General features: G+C 72.6%; 15 protein-coding genes. 9 read left to right on the top strand and 6 right to left on the bottom strand.

The features are described 5' to 3' along the window. Positions 1-120: 120 nt before the first annotated feature. The 3 genes from ACFY0F_RS15440 to ACFY0F_RS15430 are packed head-to-tail and all read left to right on the top strand — an operon-like array spanning position 121 to position 3,993. Positions 121-2,652: a SpoIIE family protein phosphatase gene (locus tag ACFY0F_RS15440; protein WP_388793372.1), complete on the top strand. Its 2,532-nt coding sequence runs from the start codon at positions 121-123 to the stop codon at positions 2,650-2,652. Then, positions 2,649-3,731: a sugar ABC transporter substrate-binding protein gene (locus ACFY0F_RS15435; RefSeq protein WP_388793370.1), complete on the top strand. Its 1,083-nt coding sequence runs from the start codon at positions 2,649-2,651 to the stop codon at positions 3,729-3,731. The genes ACFY0F_RS15440 and ACFY0F_RS15435 overlap by 4 nt, the downstream gene beginning before the upstream one ends. Before the next feature lie 46 nt (positions 3,732-3,777). Next, on the top strand, positions 3,778-3,993 hold the full coding sequence (locus ACFY0F_RS15430) for a hypothetical protein (RefSeq protein ID WP_388793368.1): 216 nt from the start codon (positions 3,778-3,780) through the stop codon (positions 3,991-3,993). Here ACFY0F_RS15430 and ACFY0F_RS15425 read toward each other — a convergent pair whose 3' ends face one another. Continuing rightward, entirely contained in the window at positions 3,994-4,905 is a 912-nt protein-coding gene (locus tag ACFY0F_RS15425) for a PhzF family phenazine biosynthesis isomerase (RefSeq protein WP_388793366.1), read from the bottom strand. It abuts the gene before it with no gap. An 84-nt stretch (positions 4,906-4,989) separates the two neighbouring features. Here ACFY0F_RS15425 and ACFY0F_RS15420 point away from each other — a divergent pair, with 84 nt between their 5' ends. From ACFY0F_RS15420 to ACFY0F_RS15410, 3 genes are all read left to right on the top strand, one after another. Beyond that, a complete protein-coding gene (locus ACFY0F_RS15420; protein ID WP_388793364.1) occupies positions 4,990-5,877 on the top strand; it encodes a LysR family transcriptional regulator in 888 nt (295 codons plus the stop codon). 144 nt (positions 5,878-6,021) lie between these two features. Then, complete coding sequence (locus ACFY0F_RS15415; RefSeq protein ID WP_388793363.1) at positions 6,022-6,198, top strand: hypothetical protein; 177 nt, start codon at positions 6,022-6,024, stop codon at positions 6,196-6,198. A 94-nt stretch (positions 6,199-6,292) separates the two neighbouring features. Then, positions 6,293-6,877, top strand: coding sequence for a hypothetical protein (locus tag ACFY0F_RS15410; RefSeq protein WP_388793361.1), 585 nt, complete (start codon positions 6,293-6,295; stop codon positions 6,875-6,877). A 3-nt stretch (positions 6,878-6,880) separates the two neighbouring features. Here the strand turns inward: ACFY0F_RS15410 and ACFY0F_RS15405 are convergent, their stop codons facing one another. Continuing rightward, positions 6,881-7,297, bottom strand: a complete 417-nt coding sequence (locus ACFY0F_RS15405) for an ATP-binding protein (protein ID WP_388793359.1) — start codon at positions 7,295-7,297, stop codon at positions 6,881-6,883. After that, positions 7,221-8,426 carry an acyltransferase family protein gene (locus ACFY0F_RS15400; RefSeq protein WP_388793358.1) on the bottom strand — a complete coding sequence of 402 codons (1,206 nt, stop codon included), beginning with the start codon at positions 8,424-8,426 and terminating at the stop codon, positions 7,221-7,223. The genes ACFY0F_RS15405 and ACFY0F_RS15400 overlap by 77 nt, the downstream gene beginning before the upstream one ends. Before the next feature lie 145 nt (positions 8,427-8,571). On the opposite strand from ACFY0F_RS15400, the gene ACFY0F_RS15395 reads away from it, so the two are divergent. Further along, positions 8,572-8,817 (top strand): WhiB family transcriptional regulator, encoded by a 246-nt coding sequence (locus ACFY0F_RS15395; RefSeq protein ID WP_388793356.1) that lies wholly within the window; start codon positions 8,572-8,574, stop codon positions 8,815-8,817. 225 nt (positions 8,818-9,042) lie between these two features. Continuing rightward, complete coding sequence (locus ACFY0F_RS15390; RefSeq protein WP_388793354.1) at positions 9,043-11,184, top strand: FUSC family protein; 2,142 nt, start codon at positions 9,043-9,045, stop codon at positions 11,182-11,184. 45 nt (positions 11,185-11,229) lie between these two features. On the opposite strand, the gene ACFY0F_RS15385 is transcribed toward ACFY0F_RS15390, so the two are convergent. The 3 genes from ACFY0F_RS15385 to ACFY0F_RS15375 all read right to left on the bottom strand — a co-directional run bounded on the left by ACFY0F_RS15385 (position 11,230) and on the right by ACFY0F_RS15375 (position 15,557). Next, positions 11,230-11,895: a hypothetical protein gene (locus tag ACFY0F_RS15385; protein WP_388793353.1), complete on the bottom strand. Its 666-nt coding sequence runs from the start codon at positions 11,893-11,895 to the stop codon at positions 11,230-11,232. Beyond that, positions 11,892-13,844 carry an N-acetylmuramoyl-L-alanine amidase gene (locus ACFY0F_RS15380; protein WP_388793351.1) on the bottom strand — a complete coding sequence of 651 codons (1,953 nt, stop codon included), beginning with the start codon at positions 13,842-13,844 and terminating at the stop codon, positions 11,892-11,894. The genes ACFY0F_RS15385 and ACFY0F_RS15380 overlap by 4 nt, the downstream gene beginning before the upstream one ends. A gap of 183 nt (positions 13,845-14,027) precedes the next feature. Continuing rightward, positions 14,028-15,557: a M1 family metallopeptidase gene (locus ACFY0F_RS15375; protein WP_388793349.1), complete on the bottom strand. Its 1,530-nt coding sequence runs from the start codon at positions 15,555-15,557 to the stop codon at positions 14,028-14,030. Between the two features lie 88 nt (positions 15,558-15,645). Here ACFY0F_RS15375 and ACFY0F_RS15370 point away from each other — a divergent pair, with 88 nt between their 5' ends. Further along, on the top strand, positions 15,646-17,343 hold the full coding sequence (locus tag ACFY0F_RS15370; protein WP_388793347.1) for a multicopper oxidase family protein: 1,698 nt from the start codon (positions 15,646-15,648) through the stop codon (positions 17,341-17,343). Positions 17,344-17,436 lie beyond the last annotated feature (93 nt).

Below are 17,436 nucleotides of genomic sequence, written 5' to 3'. Positions count from 1 at the left end.
CTGCGAATTCATGGCATATTATCTGATCTGTCCGTTTAGCTCATGTATGCGATTCTGGTACGGGGTGACCGGATCCCGACCCGCCGGCACCCCGGCCTGCACGGGAGGTGGGTTGCGGACATGCCTCATGACGGCAGTGCGCGGACCACGGTCTCGCACCCGTGGGCGTCCGGGACCGAACCCGCCGGCACCGGCTCATCGCATCCGGCGGACGGGACCGCCGCGAGCGTGCGCGCCCTGACGTTCGCCGGAACGGCGCTGGCCGGGGTCTACGTCCCCGGCTCCGGGAGCCGGGAACTCAGGCTGCTGGAGACCGCCGGATGCGCCAGCCCCGAGTACACGCTGCCGGAGCGGCTGGCCGTGCCCGGTGGCTCACCCGCGGCGCGTGCCTTCCGCACCGGCCGCCCGGTGTGGCTGACGCCCACGTCGCTCGGCTCCTTCGTCGAGGGCTGTCCGGCACCGCCGGCGGAGGCGTCGCTGGGCGCGCTGCCGCTGGTGCGGGAGGGCAGCCGAATGGGCTGCCTGGTCGTCGTCGGCGCCGACGCGGCCGGGTTCGAGCCCGAGCAGCAGCGTTTTCTGGAACGGTACGCCGAAGCCGTCACCGGCCTGTTCCGGACCGGGCCCGGGGAACCCGCGCCGTCGCCGCTGCTGGGTCCCGCCCTGCGCAGGCTGCGCGTCGGTTCCTTCGTGCTCGTACCGGACACCGGCCTGATCGAGGCGGACGAGACCCTCCTCGAACTGGTCGGCATCTCACCGGAAGGCTTCGACGGCAAGGTGGACACCCTGCTCGCGCACGCCCTCCCCGAGGACATGCACGCCCTGATGTCCGTCCTGGAGCCGTCCGCACAGGCGCCCGGCCGCCGGGAGCTGGAGTTCCGGGTCCGCCGCCCCACCGGTGAGATGCGCTGGCTGAGCATGAGCTGCCGGGTGGGGGCGAGCACCGACGGCCGGCCCGAGCAGGTGCTGGGCGTGGTCACGGCCACCTCCGTCCTGCCCCGCGGCGCCGACGACGTCTCCCGGATCCAGTGGCTGACCGCGGCGCTCGACGACGCCGGTACGGTCCCCGAGGTCAGCAGGGTGGTCGTCACCGCGCTGCGCGAGCCGCTGGGCGCCGACCGGGTGGCGGTCGCCGAACTGCAGGACGACCGGCTCATGGTCACCGTGCTCGACCCGCCGCAGCCCGCGGCCTGGCCCCAGGCGTGGCGCCCCGAGTGGCGTTCCGAGTGGCCCGACGCACCCGTCGGCGCCCTGCCCACCCTGCAGCTGGCCCTGCGGGACGGGCGGATGGACCTGTGGCCCTCCGGCACACCCCTGGAACCCGGACTCGAGGGCGTCGGCCCCGGCGGGCTGGTGGTCCTGCCGCTGCCCGCCAAGGACCGGATCGCCGGAGTCTGCCTGATCGGCTGGGACGAGCCGCACGACTTCGTCCCCGAGGAACGCTCCCTGCTGACCGCCACCGCCGCGCTGGTCGGGCAGGCCCTCAAACGCGCGCACGCCTACGACGCCGAGCAGGAACTCGCGACGATGCTGCAGCGCAGCCTGCTGCCCCGACGCCTGCCCGAACTGCCCGGGGGCATCGCCGTCGCCCGCTACCTGCCCGCCCGGCGGGGGCTGCAGGTGGGCGGCGACTGGTACGACGTCATCGCCCTCTCCGAGGACCGGGTGGCGCTCGTCATCGGTGACGTACAGGGGCACAGCGCCGGGGCCGCGACGATCATGGGCCAGATGCGTACCGCGGTCAGGGCCTACGCGGTGGAGGGCCATCCGCCCGACGTGGTCGTCTCGCACGCCAACCGGCTCCTCGTCGGCATGGAGACCGACCTCTTCGCCACCTGCCTCTACGCCGAACTGGACATGGAGGAGGGCAACACCCTGTTCGTCCGGGCCGGGCACCTCTCACCGCTGCTCCGCCACCCCGACGGCGGCACCGAGGAGGTGGAGGTCGAGGGCTCGCTCCCGCTCGGCATCTCCGCGGACGCGGAGTTCCCCATGACCTCGGTCGCACTCGCCCCCGGCACGATGCTGGCCCTGGTCACCGACGGCCTGGTCGAGGCCCCCGACCTGCCCGTGGACGAGGGCATGCGCCGCACCCGCGACGCGCTCGCCGCGGCCGATCCGTCGGACCCGGGGCGGGTCGCCGACCAGTTGCTGGGCGACGCGGGCCGTCGCGAGGACGACGTGGCGCTGCTGCTGCTGCGCTACGACGGAATGAAGACCCGGCCGATACGGGCCGGATGGGCGGTGTGGCGGCTGCCCGACGCCGTCATGCACGCCCGTCGCTTCACCGCGCGGACCCTGCGCCGGTGGGAGGTGGGGGAGATCGCCGACGCGGTGCTGCTGGTCGTCTCCGAACTGGTCACCAATGCCCTGGTGCACACGCAGGGGCCGGTCCACGTCGACCTGATGCTCCGCGGGGACCGGGTGCGGGTCTGTGTCAGCGACTCGTCCCCGCGCGCGCCCGCCAAACCGGTGATCGTGGACTGGGAGTCGACCGGCGGCCGAGGGCTGATGCTGGTCGAGGCGATGTCGGACTCCTTCGGCTCGATGCCGGTGGCCAGCGGCAAGCAGGTCTGGAGCGAGATCGTCGTGCCGCCGTGCGAGCCGGCCGGCGCGGCCCCGGGGTCCCCGACGGGCGAGGGCGGTCCGCCATGAGAATCCGTACCCGGCAGGTCGTCGCGGCGCTCGTCGCCGGACTCATGACGATTCCCCTGGCCGCCTGCGGCGGGGTCGACCAGGCGGGCGTCGACCGGTTCACCGTCGGCCTGCTGCTGCCGAGCAGGGCACTGCCCCGCTGGGAGCATTCCGACAAGCCGCTGGTCGAGAAGCGGGTGAAGGAACTGTGCCCGCACTGCTCCGTCGCCTACGCCAACGCCGAGAACGACGCGACGCGGCAGAGCCAGCAGATGGTCTCCATGATCACCAAGGGGGTCAAGGTCCTGATCGTCGACGCCGCGGACACCAGGGCGGTCCGCTCCTCCATCGAGAACGCGCGCCAGGCGGGCGTCCACGTCGTCGCCTACGACCGGCTCGCCGAAGGCCCCATATCGGGCTTCGTCAGTTTCGACGGCGCGCAGGTCGGCAGGCTCCAGGGCGAAGCACTTCTCAAGGCCATGGGGGAGCGGGCGCACCGGGGCAGCGTCGTGATGATGAACGGCGACCCGGTCAGCCCGAACGCCGCGTGGGACAGGAACGGCGCGCTGTCCGTGCTCACCGGCAGGGTCAGGATCGGCAGGTCGTACGACACTCCGGGCTGGACCGCGGACAACGCCCACGCCAACATGTCCGCCGCCATCGCCGCGCTGGGTCCCGACCGGATCGGCGGCGTCCTGGCGGCCAACGACGCCATGGCCTCGGGCGCGATCTCCGCTCTCAAGAGCGCCGGGGTCACCGACCTGCCTCCCGTCACCGGCCAGGACGCCGACCTCGACGCCGTGCGGCGCATCGTCAGCGGTGAGCAGTACATGACCGTGTACAAGCCCTTCAGGACGGAAGCGGACGCGGCCGCCGCCATGGCCGTCGCCCTGGGGCGGGGCCAGAAGCCGCGCGACGTCGCCACCACGACCGTCGACAGTCCCACCACCAAGGCCATCCCGTCCGTCCTGCTCACCCCGCGGGCCGTGACGGTCGGCAACATCGACCGGACGCTGGTCAAGAGCGGGGTGTACACCGTCCACCAGATCTGCACCCCGCAGTTGCGGCCCGCCTGCGACAGAGCCGGACTCACGGGCTGACAGCCGTCACCGGGGCCCGCGGTCTTCCGTCAGCGAGGAGAACAGGATGCCGATCGAAACCGTCGAGCGATTCCTGGCCGCCCTGAGCCCGCGCCGCCGGGAACAGGTCCGGCAGCGGCCGCGCGAGGAACAGGAGAGGCTCGCCGCGGCCTGGGAGACAGAGCTGCAGGTCGACACCGACCTCGACACCCTGAGCGAACTGTCGCCCGCCGCCGCCGAGAGCGAGGCGGCGTCCCGGGTCGTCTCGGACCGCTTCGAGTAGTCACCGGCTGGTCATCGGCACGGCGTGTCCGGTCACCCGGACGCGGGCGTCGTGCGGGCTCACGTCTACCAGCAGGTCGCTGGGGCGCCCCATGTCCTCACCCTGCCGGATGGTGAGGGCGGCCGGCCTGGTGACCAGGCCCAGGGCGCGCAGATACCCGCCGAAGGCCGCCGCCGCCGCTCCGGTCGCCGGGTCCTCCACCACCCCGCCGACGGGGAAGGGGTCCCTGGCGTGGAAGCGCCCGGGCGACTCGCGCCACACCAGGTGCACGGTCGTCCAGCCGTGACGGCGCATCAGGTCGGCCAGCGCGTCGAAGTCGTAGTCCAGGTCCGCCAGCCGCTCGCGGGAGGCGGCGGCGAGCACCAGATGGTCGTTGCCGCCGAACGCCACGTGCGGCGGCAGCGCCGGGTCGAGCTCACCTGCGCCCCAGCCCAGGGCGTCCAGCGCCGCCTCGAGTTCGGCGTCCGAGGCGGGGCGCGAGCGGGTCGCGACGCTGGTGAGGGTGGCCCGTACGGCACCGTCGGTGCCCACGGCGGTGGCCACCGGGATCTCGCCCGCCGGGGTGTCGAGGACGATGTCGCCAGGGCCCAGCCGCCCGGCGAGCGCCACGGCGAGCGCGACGGTCGCGTGTCCGCAGAAGGCCACCTCGGCTAGCGGGCTGAAGTAGCGGACCCGGAACCGCCGTGCCGCTTCGTCGTGTTCGGTGACGAAGGCCGTCTCCGAGTAGCCCACCTCGGCGGCGATCGCGAGCATGGCCGCGGCGTCGAGCCCAGAGGCGTCGAGCACCACCCCGGCAGGGTTGCCGCCGGCGGGGTCGGCGGTGAAGGCCGCGTAGCGCAGCGGCTCGGTCAGCGGTTCGGTCAGCGGTTCGGACTGGTCAACGGGGCTCGCCCCGGTCGCGTCGGTGGTCATGGCTCCACGTTGTCATCGCCCCGCCGATCGAGTCCAACGATGGTTTCCGATCAACGCGATCGCCTTCTTGCATAGGCTGGTGCGGTGGACACCAGACTGCTGCACACCTTCACCACTCTCGCCCGGACGGGCAATTTCACCGCCGCTGCCGCCGAGTTGCACCTCGCTCAGTCCACGGTCACCGTCCACGTCCGCAGCCTCGAGCGGGAGCTGGGGACGAGGCTCTTCGACCGCCTGCCCACCGGCGCCACGCTCACCGAGTCCGGCCGGCAACTGCTGGCGGAGGCCGAGGAGGTCCTCGACGCGGTGGCGCGACTGAGAGCCCGCTGCGCCGGCGCCGGTGCCGTACGGGGGCGGGTGCTCGTGGGCGCGCCGGAGTCACTGTGCGCCACGAGGCTGCCGGGCGTCCTGGCCGCCATGCGCACCAGCCATCCCGAGGTGGACGTCGGCCTGTACGCGGCGGGCACCGCGGAGTGCGTCGAGGGACTGAGGTCGGGACGCCTGGACCTGGCGCTGCTTTTGGAGAGGGAAGCCGGCTTCCCCGACGTGACGACGGAGCCGGTCGCGCACGAGCCGCTCACTCTGGTCTGCGCCCCCCACCATCCGCTCACCACGCGTACGCGGGCGGCGACCTGGGCGGATCTGGCGACGGAGAGCTTCTTCCTGCTCGAACAGGGCTGCTCCTACAGCGACGAGCTGGAGCGCAGGCTGCTCGCCGAGCCGGGCACCGGCCCCCGGCTGACCCGGTTCGGCAGTGTGGACGCGGCGCGTTCCTGCGTCGCCGCCGGGCTGGGGCTCGCCCTGCTGCCGCTGACGACCGTCGACGAACAGGTCCGCCACGGACGGCTGGCGCGGGTCCGCGGACCCCGGTTCGCCGATGTCCCGGTGCTGCTGGCCCGGCACCGCCGACGCTGGGCGGCACCCGCCGCGCAGGCCTTCGCCGGGGAGCTGGTGCGCCACCTTTCCGGGTGACGTCAGGGGCCGATCGGGGACGCGGAGCTCCTCAGGGTGAACAACGCCCTGTGTGTGCGGGGGAGTTGGGGGCAACCGGAATCCAGGCGTCGCACGTGGTGCGACCGGCTTCCACACCGACTTCGACCCTGCGGAGGGCACATCATGCTGGCGATCATCTCGGCGGTCCTGTTCTTCATCTCCTTTCTGATCAACGCGGCCGACATCTCGACCAACGACACGTTCACCTCGACCAACGTCATGCTGCTGGGCCTCACCCTGCTGGCGCTGCACCTGGCCGGCATCGGCAGCGGCTGGTCCGTGCGCGGCCCGAGGAGATGACGCCCGTACGACCCGTCGCCCGTACAACCAATCGGACGCGCCGGATGTCATAGGGGTGACATCGCCGGAAAGCGCCACAGCAAGGGGGAAAATCATGCACAAGGGGCGACGGGCGGCTGCCGCGGCGGCCGTGCTGGTGGCAGTGGGGTCTGCGGGCCTGGTGGCTCCGGCGGCGTCAGCCGTCGGAGCCACCACCGCCGGATCGGGCGCGGCCACGTGCCCGACGGGGTGGGGCAGCCAGCCCAAGCAGGGGAGCGACCAGACCGCGAAGCCGCACTCCCTGACCGGCATCCGGACCGGGCGGCACGACTGCTACGACCGCATGGTCTTCGACGTCGGTGGGGGCACCGACGCGCTGAACTACCACGTCGAGTATGTCGACACCTTCCGCCAGGATCCGTCCGGCACGGTGATACCGGTCTCCGGCGGGGCGATCCTCGACATCCACGTCGGCGCCTCCGCGTACGACCCGGAGACCGGCAGGGCGACCTACCCCGGGCGCCCCGGCAAAGCGCTGCCCGGTGTCGACCTGACCGGCTACCGCACCTTCCGTGACACCAAGTTCGGCTCCAGCTTCGAGGGCGTCACCCAGGTGGGACTCGGAGTGCGGGCCCGACTGCCGTTCCGGGTGCAGAGGCTGTCGGACCGGCTGGTGGTGGACGTCGCCCACACCTGGTGAACGCTACCCTCCCGCGGAGGCGTGCGGCCTGAAGCAGGCATGGACGATCTTGCCGTCGGGGCAGGGGCGGGCCTGCCACGTGTCGGCCAGCGCGTCGACCAGGAGCATGCCCCGCCCGCTCGTGCGCTCGGCGTCGGGCGGGCGCGGGGCGGGCAGATGGGATGAGGTGTCGTGGACGCTCACGTGCAGGCACCGGCTGTCCCAGGTCAGTACGAGATGGGCGGGGCTGTGCGCATGCACATGGGCATTGGTGACCAGTTCCGAGATGGTCAGCAGGACGGCGTCCGCGGTGTCGGGCGCGGACTCCGTCCAGCCCAGTGAGCGCAGGTGGTCACGCGCCCAGTCACGCGCGGTCTTCACGCTGCTGTCGAGCGGAAGTGAGCGCGCCCAGCCCACCGCCCTCAGTGATGATTCGCTCACGCCTGTACCTCTCTGCCGTTACCGTGTCAGCGCTGGTACCCGCCCGGTGCGCTTTGACGCCGTCCGCCCGGACCGGATCCCGGCGAAACGCCCAGTCCAGCTTCGGTTCCACGGCGAAGCGGAAGACCCGGCGTACCGGAGCCGTGCACAGCACGGTCACCACCAGGCCGGCGGCGAGGGTGGCCGCGATCTCGCCGAGGGGCTGACGGGCCCAGGCGTGCCGTGACCAGCCCCAGTGGTTCGCGGCCTGTACGACGAAGCCGTGCAGCAGATAGCCGTAGAGCGTGCCCGCGCCCAGTGCGGTGAACCACGTGCGACGGCCCGGCACCCAGGCGAGGAAGCAGGCCACGAGGGTCAGCGAGAGACCGAAGACGGCCAGTGTCATGACGGGCCCGTACCAGGAGGGCGCGCCCAGTTCCTCGGCGCTGTCGCGGTGGAAGAGCCAGACGTAGTCGTTGCGCGGGGCAGCCCAGTAGGCCGCGGCCGAAGCGCCCGCGAAGACCACGACCGAGGTGACCCGCACCGCAGGCCGGCGCACCCACCGGAAGTGCTCCGGCCGCAGGCGCAGACCCAGCACGAAATAGGGCAGGAACTGCAGGGTCCGCTGCAGGTCGAGATCCTTGCCGATGGACGGCGAGAGCGTCGCCAGCATGGCGAGGACGAGGGCGAGCGACAGTGGACGGCGTACCCGCTGCCACAGGGGTGTGGTCAGCCGCCAGATGAACAACGCGGCCAGGAACCAGGTCAGGTACAGCGGGTCGAGCAGGCTGACCGGCCGGTCCGGGACGCCGTCGCTCCACCGGGTGAAGAGGGTGTACGCCGTCTCGAAGACGACGTACGGCACCGCGACCCCGGTGACGAGGCGCTTGACCTTCGCCGGACTCGCGTCGAAACCGCGGGAGAAGAAGCCGGAGACGATGATGAACGCCGGCATGTGGAACGCGTAGACCACCGTGTAGAGCGCGGTGACCGCACGGCTGTCGGAGCGCAGCGGCTCCCAGGCGTGTCCCATCGCCACCAGCACGATCGCCAGGTACTTGGCGTTGTCGAAGAACGGATCGCGCTGCTGGGCGCGACCGTCGGTCACACGTTCCGCCGGAGGTGCGGCTGTGGTGGGGCGGCGCGGCATTCCAGCCGTCTCGCCGCTTCCCGGCGGGGTAAACCCGGCGCTGTCGAGAAGAAAAGATGACAGATCTGGATAAATGGTTGAGAAAGGAATATTTTAGGCGGGACCTCTGCCGAGACCGTCCATCTTCCACCCGGGTGGAGGCACCGTGAATTGGCGCAAGTGGGCCGCCTGCCGCTCCGAGGACCCCGAGCTGTTCTTTCCGGTCAGTGAGGGAGGCGCGTCACTGATCCAGATAGAACAGGCCAGAAGCATATGCCGCCGCTGCCCGGTACTCCACGAGTGCCGGGCCTGGGCCCTGCGCAACGGGGAGTACGAGGGCGTGTGGGGCGGACTGACCGCGGGACAGCGACGCGCGCTGTCCCTGGCGAGGACCACCGGTCCGGACCGCTGACGTGCCCCGGGCGCACGGACGTGCGCCCGGGGCCGCCTTCGCACAACGATGTCGGAACGCGAGTGAACGCCTGGCCCGTTCGGCCGCCTCCGGATGGCATGCCGCCCCGCGCCGCGGTGCTGTGGATGCGGGCAACACGGCGGAAGGACCGGACATGCCGATACCCGGATCGACCGCGGGCCGCCGGCGGTGTGCCGTCGCCACCGGAGGAGGCGGACGGCGGCGTTGAGCGGCGGACGGTGGACCTTGTGGCGTCGGCCCGACCGCCCGGCGATCGTCCGGCGGTCGGTCCAGGTCACCTGTGCCGCGAGCACCGGCTTCCTCGTACTCCTCCACGGCTGCGGGCAGCCTGTCGCAGCCCTCTACGCCCTCTTCGCCCCCATCGCGCTCGGCCTGCTGTCCGCCATTCCCGGCACCGGCCGGAAGCAGGCGTTCGTCACGCTGGGGACCCTGCCGCTCGCAGCGCTCCTGGCCGCCCTGGGCACGGTACTCGCCGTCAGCACCGCGGCGGCGGTGGCCGGCATGCTCGTCACCGGCTTCCTGCTGAGCTTCGCGGCCGTGGCGGGCCCCCGCCCGGCGGGAGCCGCCCCCGCCCTGCAGCTCTTCTACATCCTGGCCTGCTTCCCGCCCTACGCCCCCGGGACCCTGGCCGCGCGGCTGACCGGACTGGCCGTGGGCGTCGTGCTGATCGCGCTGTGCCAGGCCTGCCTCCTGCCCGGTCCGCCCGACGAGAGCTACCGCGAGCGGCTCGCCGACGCGCTGGAGACCGCGGCGGCAGCGGTGACCGACCCGGCCCACACCCCGGCCGCGCACCTGCGCGACGCGAGCGAGGCACTGAGGCCTTCGCGGGTCGCACCCGGTGAACGACCCGCCGGCCCGGGCCGCCGGGACCGGGCGCTGTCGCACGCCGGTGCCGCGTCCCGCCGGATCCTGGACCAACTGGCCTCCTGGACCGCCCGGTCCGGGCCGCCCGCCGCACCGGACCGGGCGTCGGCGACCCTCCTCGACCGGGTCGCCCGGACGTGCGCCGCCACGAGTGCGGCCCTGCGCACCGGAGGGCAGCCGCCCGCGGCCGGGCCACTGGAAGAGGCGATACGGCGGTTCCAGGCGCGGAGGGTCCGCGGCACCGCCGATCCCGCCGACGACGGCCCGGCCGCGGGGCGCCGGCGCCGGCAGGCGGCCGTGCTGGCACTGGCCGAGTCGACGTGGATCGCGGTCGTCGCCGTGGGCCTCGCCGCCGGCCGGCACCGGCCGCCGCGCCGCACGCCGGCGCCCCCGCCCCACGCGTTCTTCTGGTACGCCGACCTGCCCGCACCCCGGCTCTGGGCCCGCCGGATCGCCGGAAACCTGACGCCCCGCTCGGTGCTGTTCCAAAACGCCGTGCGGGTCGCCTGCGGACTCGCGGTGGCTCGTCTGGTCGCGGGAACCCTCGAACTCACTCATGGGTTCTGGGTCCTCCTCGCGGTCCTCACGCTGGGGCGCACCACGGCCGGAGCCACCTGGCGGGCCGTACGCCAGGCCATGGCCGGCACCCTGGCCGGAGCCGTCGTGGCAGGCGCGCTGCTCATCGCGCTCGGCCGGCACCAGGACGTCTACGCCGCCCTCCTCGTGCCGGGCATGCTCACCGCCTTCACGCTGGGACCGCTGCTCGGCATCGCCTACGCCCAGGGGCTGTTCACCCTGGTCGTCTCCCTCGTCTTCGCGCAGATCGCCCCCACCACGTGGCAACTGTCCGAAGCGCGCATCGTCGATGTCGTCACCGGCAGCGCCATCGGCCTGCTGTGTGGACTGCTGGCCTGGCCGGCGGGGGCGCGCCGGGAGGTCCACCGGACCATGGCGAGCCTGCTGCGCTCGTGCGGGGCGCTGATCCCCGGCACGGTCGACACGCTGCTGCCGGCCCCCGGCCACCACCCGGCCCCGCCCGAGACACTGCCGACCCTGAACCGCCTGCGCCTGGCGGAGACCGCCTTTGCGCAGTTCTGCAGCGAACCGCCCGCGAACCGGGAGGGCGCCCGGGCCGACTGGCATGCCGTGCTCCTCGTGGCGTACTCGACCGTGCTCGGGGCACAGCGGCTGCCGCGCTTCGAGACGACACCGGCCGACGTGCCCCGGGAGGCGAGTGCCTGGACCCGTGGGACGGCGGCGGCACTCGCGGCGGACGCCGGCCGGATCGCCGCGCTCTTCGGCCGGGCCCGGAGCCCCGCTCCCGCCCGCCCATCGCACGGTCCGCCACCCTGGCACGGCCCGGTCCCGCCCGCGGTCGTGGATCTGGAGATGTGGCTCCTGGGCCTCGGCAGGCAGCTCGCCCGTATCGAACGCTCGCTCTCGGCGCCGAACGGGCCCTGCGGACCGCCCGCGAGCCCGTGAACCACACAGGCCGGGATCCCGTGAGCCGCACAGGCCGGCAGTCCTTCAGCCCGACGCCGTACGACCGGAACCCGCGCGGAGCAGGTATCCGCCGATGACCAGGGCCCACACCGGGAACGTCAGCTCCAGCCAGGCCACGTCCCCGGCGGCCGCGATCAGCGCCAGCCCGACCAGCCAGCCGAACCACACCAGGGGACGCGGCAGCACGCGCAGCCGCCGGCCGATGGTGGAGGTGCAGAACGCGAACACCGCCGCCATGCGCATCGAGTACTCGGTCAGCAAGGTGTAGGCGAAACTGTGGCCGAAGCCCCACAGCTGCTGGTCCGCGCGTCCCACCGTGGCCTGCATCCCGCTGGCGGCCGCGGCGGCGCACAGCAGGACGGCCACGAACACCAGCCCACTGCCGATGAACACGGTGGCGAAGAACCGGTCCTCGCGTTCCCCCATCCGGTCCCGCACCGCGGCGACGAACCACAGGAAGGAGATCCCCGCGAACGGCACCAGGGCCAGCGCGACCCGGACGGCGGTCCGTCGCGAGGAGTCGGTCAGCCAGGCCCCGGCGGACGCCGGATGCTCCGGCACCGCGACCCTCACCAGGACGATGGCGGTCCCGAGCAGCAGGCCGAAGACGATCCCCGCCAGTCCGGCGGCCCGCGGTGTGCTGAGTGCCTCCTGCGGGTGCGGCGACACCTGGGGCCTCGTCCCCGTCACCGCCGGGGGGTGCCCGCGGCGTGTCCCGGCGCACCCGCCGACGCGGGCACGCTGACCACGTCCACGTCGCTCGCCCGGACGTAGGCGAGCCGATGCCCGAACTGGATCTCGTAGTACTGCTCCCGGCCGGTCACCACCGGGCCGGGGGTCTCCACGAAGGACGACCGGTCCACGTCGGTGCCGTTGACCAGCGACTGCGTCACGTACCGCTGGCCCGCGAGGAGGCTGTACGGAAGCGGTGACTCGGTCTGCTCGGGGAACCCGTCCGGGTAGGCGTCCTCCTCCGGGAGGGCGCGTCCGAACACCGGGATCTCGTTCAGACCCTCCTTCGGGGTCACCATCCGGCCGCTCGCACCGACGGCGGTCGGGTGCTTCTTCGGGTTCTTGAACCACGCCTTGCGGCCCAGGTACCAGATGGCCGTCCAGTCGCCGCTGCGCCCGGCGACCGCGTAGGTCTGGCCGGTGGAGACCCGTGACCCGAGGTCGCTGACGTCCTCCGTGGAGTCCTCGCCGTCCGGGCGGCGGCCGGGGTCCTGGATCAGCGGGGCGTCCTCGCGCGGTTCGGTGTGCAGACGGACGGCGCTCGAGCCGTGCGGCGGACACGGCAGGCCGTCGCCCTTGCAGCCCGTGTACCGCGGTTTGTACGTGGGGTAGTCCGGCAGCACCATCACCATGGGGCTGTCCGGCCCGGCCGTCGCCCGCAGGGGTGCGCCGAGGAGGTCGAAGTAGTGCCGCCAGTCCCAGTAGGGGCCGGGGTCCTCGTGCATGTCGGGGATGCTCGAAGCGGTCGGGGACGGCACGTTGTCGTGGCCGAAGATGTGCTGCCGGTCGAGCGGGACGTGGTACTTCTTCGCCAGGTAGCGGACCAGGCGCGCCGAGGACCGGTACATCCGTTCCGTGTACCAGGCGTCGGGCTGGGTGAGGAAACCCTCGTGCTCGACACCGATCGAGTGCGCGTTCACGTACTGGCTGCCGGAGTGCCAGGCCGTGTCCTTGGTCCTGACGTGCTGGGTGACGTGGCCGTCGCTGGAGCGCACCGAGTAGTGCCACGAGGCCTCGGTGGGATCCTGCACCGTCTGGAACATCGACTTCAGGGACGCCTCGGTGTCATGGATGACGATGTACTCGATCTTCTCGTCCCAGGGCCGGTCGGCCAGGTCGTGGTTCCCGTACCTGTCGTCGTCGATCTGCTCGTACGGCGCGCTGAGCCAGGAGCAGGACAGCTCCGGCGGGCACTCGACCTCCTTCGGCCGGGTGCCGGCCGGGCGGGCCGTGTGGGGCCGCACCTTGGGGTCGGCGGGCAGTGTGACGTTCTGCGCGGCGTCGGTGGTGCGGTGCGCGCCCTTGTGGATCACCGAGAACACGTCGTTGGCGTAGGCCGCCGCCGAGTCCGCGTCGCTGGTGCCCGCGAAGTGCGCCACCGCCTCCCACCAGTCCGCCGGATTGTCGCTGAGCGGCTTGCCGAGCTGCCGTTGGGTCGTCGCGAGGAGGGCGGCTCCGCCGCGTACGTTGGCGGTGGTGTCCGTCCGCAGCCGCTTCGCCGGGACCCCGATCAGGTCGGCGGCCCGGCGCAGTTCGGCCGGCGGCTGGGCGCGGCCCGGCTGGGCGGGGGCCGCCTCGTGCGGTTTCGCGGGTGGTCCCGGAGCCCGGGCCGCGTCGGCGTCCACCAGGTGCATGGGCCCGTAGCCGCCGCTGACGCTGGGCACACCCGGATGGGAGTCCCAGCGCGACTGCAGGTAGGACACGCCCATGAGGACGCTCCGCGGTACGTGGAACTCGTCCGCGGCGGACGCGAAGTCGTGCTGCAGCCGCTGGTCGGCCGCTTCCTCGGTGTCGGTCGGTGGAAAGGCCAGTGCCGGGATCAGGAGCGCCGCCGACGCCGCCACGCAGGCCGTCAGACGGTGCTCGCGTACGGCGATGAGGACACGGGGGGCAACGCGTCTTCTCATTGCAGATGTCTCCAACGGGCTCGTCGCAGCAGGACAAGCGCAAGCAGGACAAAGGAGTTGCCCTTCACGCCACCCCTTGTACGTTTCCGTGCCCCGGGCGCCACGTCGCGCCGAGCGTCAACCGCGTGGACCAGCCGCCCGCCGCACGCCACTCGGTCGGCGGCAGTACGTGGGCGTGTCGGCTCAGGTCCCGACGGGGTCGACGTGCCAGTCGGGATGCCCCGGCATCGGCGGGGTGTGCTTCCCGTACAGCCACGGCGTCAGGAACGGCTTCAGGTCCCTGCCCGCGACCTCGGACACGAGCGCGACGAAGTCCGCGGTGCCCGCGGCCCGGCCCCGGTACCGCGTGACCCAGGCCCGCTCGATCCGGTCGAAGGTGTCCTCGCCGACCTCCTCCCGCAGCGCGTACAGCACCAGCGCCGAGCCGTCGTACCTGATCTGCCGGAACAGGGTCGGCCAGGTGGGTTCCGCGGGTGCCCCGTCGTCGTGCCGCCACTGGTCGTGCCGCTCGTACGCCGCCCGCATCGCCTCCTCCATGCTGCCGCCGCCGTGCGTGTCGGAGTACAGGCGTTCGTAGAACTGGGCGTGACCCTCGCTCAGCCACAGGTCGGACCAGCGCCGGACGGCGACGCTGTCCCCGGTCCAGTGGTGGGTCAGCTCGTGCACGAGGTTGCGTTCGGCGTGCACCCGGTCGCCCAGCAGATCGGCGCTCGGCAGCACGGACAGCGACTGTGTCTCCAGCGCCACCGGCAGGTCGGTGTCCCCGACCAGCACCCCGTAGCGGCTGAACGGGTAGGGGCCCAGCCGCCGCTCCAGCCAGGCCAGGTGCTCGGGGACGAGTGAACGGTACGCCTCGGTCCCGTTGACCAGGTCGTCCGGGACCACGTCCCGCAGGGGCAGCCCGTGCGGGCCGGTGCCGTCGACGACGGTGAACCTCCCGATCGCCAGCTGGACGAGCTGGGCCGCGACCGGCTGCTCGGAGTCGTACGTCCACCGGGTGCGTCCGTCGGGCCGCCGGACGCGCTCGACCAGCCTGCCGCCCGCGACGGCGCTGACGCCCGGCGGGGTGGTGATGCGGAAGGTGACCGGCGCGCGCAGGCTCGGATGATCGTCGGCCGGGAAGATCATTTTCGCGCCGTCGGGCTGCGGGCAGAGCACGGTGCCGTCGGGTGTGGGCACCCAGCCGTAGTCCGCGACCGCGTCGTCGCGGTGCCGCTGCCGGGTCGGGTCGGCGGTGTAGGCGACCCGCACGGTGAAGGCGGCGCCCCGGAGGATCGGCTTCGAGGGGGTGACGACCAGTTCGTCGCCGTCGCGCACCGCGGCCGCCGGCAGGCCGTCGACGGTGACCGTGTGCAGCGTGTTGCCCGCGAAGTCCAGGTCGAAGCGGGACAGGGCCTGCGTGGCGGTGGCGCTGATGGTGGCGCCGGCGTCGAAGGGCGTCCGCGGCGCCCGCCAGTCGAAGGCGAGGGTGTAGCGGCGCACCTGGTAGCCGCCGTTGCCGGCGAGCGGGAGCAGCGGATCGCCGATGCCGGGGGCGCCGGGGGACGGGGCCGGTCCGGACGTGGCGGCGGAGGGGCCGGGGGCGGGGGAGCGGCGGCCCTCGTGCAGGGCGCCGACGAGGACGGCGGCACCGGTGATCCCCACGGCACCGGCGACCGCCAGGGCGAGCACCCGGCGGCGCGTGACCGCGGTGCCGGCGATCGTGATCTGCATGGTCCGCACTATGGTCGCCGCCCGCGTTTCGGGAGACGCGCCGCGCCAGTTCTCACACATATGGTCATAAAACGTGTGTTATTCAGTCATGCAGCAGACACACACGCGGCGCACAGTGCTCGGTGCCTCCATCGTGGCCGTCGGCTCGGGGGTCCTGGCCGCATGCTCCGGGTCCGCCCCCCGCTCGGAGTCCGGCACCCACCCGGCGGGCAGCCCCCACGCCCGCCCCGCCCCGCATCCGGCGCCCGGTGCCCGCGCCGGGTCCCAGGCGGCAGGCCACCACGGCAGAGCCTTCGTTCCCAAGGGGCCCGAGGGGTATGTGAACCCCTCCGATCCCGAGGTCCTCGCCGTCGAACGTGAGCGCGGGTCCGGACCTCTGCGCAGCTTCCGGCTCACCGCCGGTGAGACGTTCCTCGACCTCGGCGGACGGACCGTCAGGTCATGGGCGTACGACGAGAGGCTGCCCGGCAGGGAGGTCCGGATCACCGCGGGTGACGTCCTCGACCTCACGCTCGCCAACCGTGTGCCGCAGACGACGACGCTGCATTCGCACGGGGTGCGCATGCGCAACGACATGGACGGGGTGCCGGGCCTGACCCAGTACTCCGTCGAGCCCGGGGCGGACTTCACCTACCGCTTCGCCGTGACCCACCCGGGCACCTACTGGCTGCACTCGCACTCGGGTATGCAACTCGACCGGGGGCTGTACGCGCCGTTGATCGTGGAGGACCCCAGGGAGCCCCTGTCGTACGACAGGGAGTGGGTGGTCGTCCTGGACGACTGGGTGGACGGTGTGGACGGTTCCACTCCCGACGGAGTGCTCGCCCAGTTGCACCACGGCAAACGCGCGCCGATGGACATGGACATGGGCGAGGACGGGACCCATGACGATTCCGGCCACGACACCTGGGACGAGGCGCGCGCGTGGTCCCCCGGCAGGTCCCAGGGCCCCTCCCGCCTTCTCCACGACTCGCACAGTCGCATGCTGCACAGCGAGGGCGGCAGCGTCGACTTCCCGTACTACCTGGTCAACGGCCGTCTCCCGCACGCACCTTCGGTCTTCCGGGCGCGGCCCGGGGAGCGCATCCGGCTGCGGATCATCAACGCCGGCGCCGAGACCGCCTTCCGGGTGGCGCTGGGCGGCCACGAGATGACGGTGACGCACACGGACGGCTACCCGGTCGAGCACAAGCGGACGGACGCGCTGCTGCTGGGGATGGCCGAGCGCTACGACGTGCTGATCACCGCCGAGGACGGGGTGTTCCCGCTGGTCGCGATCGCGGAGGGCAAGGAGGGACGGGCCCTGGCGGTCCTGCGTACGGGCAGCGGCGGCATGCCCCGCTCCTCCGTGCACCCCCGGGAACTCGAGGGACGGGTGGTGCCGGCCAGACGGCTCCGGCCGGACGAGTCGGTCGCGCTCTGCCATCGTGAGCCGGACCGTGAGATGCGTCTGAGGCTGACCGGCAACATGCGGGCGTTCAACTGGGGCTTCGACCACCGGCCGTACTCCGTCGAGGAGCGCCACCCGGTCCGGCAGGGTGAGCGGGTCCGGCTGACCGTCGTCAACGCCACCGACATGTGGCATCCCGTGCACCTGCACGGCCACACGTTCGCCGTCAGGGGACTCGACGGCGTCGGGGCCCGTAAGGACACCGCCATCGTGCTGCCGCACCGCAAACTCGTCCTCGACTTCAACGCCGACAACCCGGGCCTGTGGATGCTGCACTGCCACAACCAGTACCACTCCGAGTCCGGCATGATGACGATCCTCGGCTACCGCAAGTGACGAGGTCTCAGACCGCGGCCGCCGCGCGACACCACAGGTGAGGTGGGATGACGTGCCCGTGTCCGGGCACCCGGCACGGTGAGTGGCAGCCGA

Source organism: Streptomyces sp. NPDC001544, from assembly GCF_042894285.1.
Lineage (GTDB): Bacteria > Actinomycetota > Actinomycetes > Streptomycetales > Streptomycetaceae > Streptomyces.
This window is presented reverse-complemented; position numbering and strand designations above follow the sequence as displayed.